This is a genomic window from Priestia sp. SIMBA_032 (assembly GCF_046535215.1).
GTDB classification, from domain to species: domain Bacteria; phylum Bacillota; class Bacilli; order Bacillales; family Bacillaceae_H; genus Priestia; species Priestia aryabhattai.
Window position 1 is genome coordinate 1 of record NZ_JAWRXD010000056.1, and the last position, 4560, is coordinate 4560.

The following is a 4560-nucleotide window of genomic DNA, read 5'->3' on the forward strand; positions in this document are numbered from 1 at the left end:
GTGCTTGCTCTTGTGCTGCCTGTGCTTGTGCTGCTGCTTGAGCTTGCTCTTGTTCTTTTTGTGCTTGCTCTTGTGCTACCTGTGCTTGTGCTGCTTGAGCTTGTGCTTTTTGTGCTTGCTCTTGTGCTACCTGTGCTTGTGCTTGCTCTTGTGCTGCTACTTGAGCTTGCTCTTGTTCTTTTTGTGTTTGTTCTTGTGCTGCTTGTTCTTGCTGAGCTTGTGCCGTTTGAGGCTGCTGCGCTTGTGGAGCTGCCTTTGCTACTGGCGCACTAGCTGTTTGAGATTGAGCTGCTTGTGCCGTTTTAATTTTAAATTGTTCTCCAGGGAAAACTAAGTCTGATGTTAAACCGTTCCATTCTTTAATTTCTTCTACTGTTACGCCATAATGTTGACCGATTGACCACAAAGTGTCACCACGTTTTACAGTATGTACGATTTCTTTTATGCTAGATAAGTTTAGTGTCTGATTTGGATAAATTAGTGTTGATGTTAAGTTATTAGCATCTTTTAGCTCGTCTACGCTCACATTATGATTTTGAGCGATTTTCCATAAAGTGTCACCTTTTTGTACTTCATACGTTCCGCTTGTAGAGGCAGATGCCGCACCTACAAATCCTGCTGAAAGAATTGCCGTTGTCCCTAGAGTAAATACAAATTTCTTCATTTTCCGAATACCTCCTTATTTACTCAATGACTGAATGATACCACCTGTTCATTTCACTTCCATTACAGGAATATTTTACTTTTATTACGGATTTAATTAATTTTAAACATTTTCTTGTAATATTTCTGACAATTCATTTTTGAATAATGATTAAATTTCATCAAAATCATGTTAAAATTTGAAGAAAACTCTATAAAAAGTTGGAGTTGTATTCGGTGATAAAAGTAACTTATCAGTAAAAAAACCTTCTAAAAGCAGTTAGCTTTTAGAAGGTTTTTTTACTGATATGAAACAGTTAAAGTTGGAGCATATGCAGGACTGTCGCCCCCATAAATTTCAACTACGTCACTTAAAAAGTCCGCTGGACCTGAGCTTGACAAGCGAAATTGAGTTTTGCCGGTCCTATTCATATATCCCCAAAGTGAGGAAGGAAGTTGAATAGTTGTATATCCATTATTGAGTGAAGGCACTGACATTTGGAAGCCCGCTGAAATAGATGGTGAAGCCTGATAATCTATTTGTTCTAAAGCACTGCTAGTTCCAAATACACCGCTTTTAATATCGCCTTTCAAAGATGAAATATTACCAGTTGAAGATTTGCGATAAATTTTTAAAGATACATCCGTAATGATTGCATCATCAGGTAAAGAACTTGTGTCAAAAGATAAAATGGTTCGGTATGTGTCGGTATTGTACATTCCTTTATCCCCAATTTTATGAATAGAACTACTCATACCGTCAGCTGATAAGTTTCCGATAAATCCATCTTCAGCAGCAAGCGAAGAAAATACTGAAGGTTTCTCTGAAGTTCCAGAAATTTGATAAACTTCCGTCTTTACTTCCTCTTGGTTACCCGCTGCGTCTACACTAAAAAACTTTACTGTTTTGCTAGAGTTGATGGTAATAGGCTCAGAGTACTTTAGAGAATTAACAGTTGGTATGCTTCCATCTAATGTATAGTAAGTGGTGGCAGGTTCATTGGTTGATAATGTAATAGAAACAGAACTTCCATACGTTCCTCCCGCTGGTGAAGCAGCTGTAACCGGTGGGAATATATCTCCTGGATTAGGAGCATCACCATTTTTCGGATGGCTTTTAAAAAAGTTCCAGCTTAATTTAGTTGCATTCGGTCCTTTAGGATCTGTATAAGAACCGGATGTACTTCCCCCTGACCAAGCATGTCCCATTCCTTCTATCATGTACTTTTCCATTACTGTTTTTCCTGCTGTATCTTTGTAAATATATTGCGTATAGCTTCTTCCACCAGATACTGTACCTGTTGCAGTTTGATCTACCGTATCATCAATATTGTTATTATCCAGCCCATCAGACGCTCTATCATTTGTTTGAGCCCATTGCGATAATATTTGATGCGCATTTATAGGCGCAACAGTGTAGTCAGCTGTCCCATGAAACAAAATAACTGGAACGACTCGTTTATGATCTCCCATGGCTGAATAGGCTAAATCTCCTTGTTGGATAGGATTAGGACCTCCACTGCTCATTGCTGTATAAGCACCTGTCACATTAGTCGCTGCTTTATATTCTAAGCCAGCCCCAACGCTGATAGCCGCAAATATGTCTGGATAAGTAGCTCCCATAATAACACTCATAGCTGCACCAGCAGATAGCCCTCCAACAAAGACTTGGTCGGCATCTATTGAATAACTGCTTTTTATTTGATTGACCATTCCAGCAATTAACGCTGGTTCACCGCTTCCCCTTGATTGATGAGCAGTATCAAACCAGTTCCAACACTTATTTGAATTAGCAGAAGAGGGTTGTTCTGGATAAAGAACAAGAAACTTCTCTGTCTCCGCCAGTTCATTCATTTGTGTTCCTGCTGCAAATTGATCAGGGTCTTGAGTACAGCCATGTAGCATAACTACTAGAGGTAAGGCGGCACCTCCCTGATAACTGCTAGGTACGTACAGTTTGTATGTCCTTCCGTTATATGTTTTAGAGGTAAAACTTCCTGCGGCTGAAGAAGATACAGCACCTAAAGATAAAAAAAGTATAAAAATCATCCCTGCTATAAATAATCGTTTCATCTTCCTGCTTCCTCCTTATATTGATATGGTTATACTTAGCAGCAAACGTACATATCGGTATGGTATGGAAATGAATAAGAGTTACTAGTAAGATGATAGCAAGGTTTTATGTAATAAAATTTATATTAACTGTACGATTTGCCTACGGTTATGAGGACGAATAAACTCATTCATCTCCCAAAAAGGAAAACGCTTACATAAAATTGTAAACGATTGTGCCGATAAATACTATAAAAAAGACATACCTTTCAAAAATAGGCCGGTATGTCTTCTATAGATTGCTTACTTAAGTATTCATATTGTGACTCGCTGCAATTTACCATAGCAATGGATTGAGCATAACGTTGTAAATGAGAAGGGAGCTCCTTAAACCCAAACTGATGATAATATTCAGGAAGAATATCGCTATAAAGCATAAAAATAGCGCTGCGCTTCTCTATCTTCATCTTTTTAAAAAAGTCTTCAAGCATATCACGGCCATACCCCATTCGTTGATAAAGCTGGTGTACAACAATGGATCCAATACCATGCAAAGCAAACTTTAAACGAGGAGTTTGTAAAAGAAGCAAAATAAATGAACCAATAATTTGATCCTCTTCATTTACGTATACATACCGAATTCCATATGTTTCTTCTTTTTGATTATCTCTTACATACTCTTTGTACGTCCTGCCTTTAGGCCATGCGGCATATCCCATTTGATAGACTTCTGCCAATTCTTCAGACTTTATTTTTCTTAATAACATGAACATCCCCTCTTTATTTATAATCCCATACGCCAGCAGACATTTTTTATAAAGTTAAAAATAGTTCCTGTATGTATATATTATACTTCATCCTACGGAAGCTTTCTTGCTCTGAGTCCTATTAACAGCTAATATGTAAAGATACTCTTTATCATTCCATAAAAACATAGAGATGTAAATGTATTTCCAGCTTCATTTAGCATTCATTACGTATTACTCATCAAAAAAAGCATAGAAACTACGTTCTATGCTTTACAGTGAAAGTAATCATCATTTCTTAAGCTTTTTCGTTCTCTACATACTCCGCTAGATGAAAGAAAAAACGATATATAAGAACAAGAACTTCACCTATCGACATTTTTTCATTAAACTCTTTTATAGCATCTAACTCAATATTCACATCCCATAATCCATCTTTATCATTAAATAAAAGCTGGACGCTTGTTGGGCTTTCATTAAGTTCGTTAGCAAAAAATTGTTTTAGTAAAGAACCGAATTTTTTTTGCATATGTAGCCCCGTTAATACTTTATATGTGCCAAACACATCATCCACTTCAAAAGAACATCCATCAAGCTTAATAAATTCGAACCATTTTGATTCTACATATAGAAATTCACTTCTGTGTTCTTTCAAGTAAGAAATGGGCGTATCTAAAAACGAAAGAGGAGATTCTTCTGCGATCAGCTCGTCCGTTTCTTTATCTACTCTTTCGATATAAGAATCTTTAAAACGTAAAGATTCCTCTTTTTCTTCTATCATCAGGTTTTGCGGTACCAACTTTTTTTGCAACGCATATTCCTTTTCTTCCTGGTATAGAGATAAAGATTGACCTTGAACGTTCATTTCTTTTTCAATATAAGTTTGAATATTACTTTGTAACATGAAAAAACCTCCTGATTAATCTGCATCACTATCTTATATCATAACCTAAACAAGTGTTTATAAATATAGCCAAACAAAAAATCCTTAGGCTATGCCTAAGGATAATAATGATATATTCAAGTATGTATAAAAGATAATTTGGTTGCGGGGACAGGATTTGAACCTGCGACCTTCGGGTTATGAGCCCGACGAGCTACCGAACTGCTCCACCCCGCG

The 4560-nt window shown here is 36.9% G+C and carries 4 protein-coding genes and 1 tRNA gene; all 5 read right to left on the reverse strand.

Annotation, left to right across the window (positions count from 1 at the left end):
* Positions 1-664: LysM peptidoglycan-binding domain-containing protein (locus SB717_RS33190; RefSeq protein ID WP_410907037.1), on the reverse strand; the 664-nt coding region annotated here is incomplete at its 3' end.
* Between the two features lie 278 nt (positions 665-942).
* Positions 943-2715 (reverse strand): extracellular catalytic domain type 1 short-chain-length polyhydroxyalkanoate depolymerase, encoded by a 1773-nt coding sequence (locus tag SB717_RS33195; RefSeq protein ID WP_410907039.1) that lies wholly within the window; start codon positions 2713-2715, stop codon positions 943-945.
* 248 nt (positions 2716-2963) lie between these two features.
* Positions 2964-3461 (reverse strand): GNAT family N-acetyltransferase, encoded by a 498-nt coding sequence (locus tag SB717_RS33200; protein ID WP_410907041.1) that lies wholly within the window; start codon positions 3459-3461, stop codon positions 2964-2966.
* A gap of 277 nt (positions 3462-3738) precedes the next feature.
* On the reverse strand, positions 3739-4344 hold the full coding sequence (locus tag SB717_RS33205) for a hypothetical protein (RefSeq protein ID WP_410907043.1): 606 nt from the start codon (positions 4342-4344) through the stop codon (positions 3739-3741).
* 139 nt (positions 4345-4483) lie between these two features.
* Positions 4484-4560, reverse strand: a tRNA-Met gene (locus SB717_RS33210).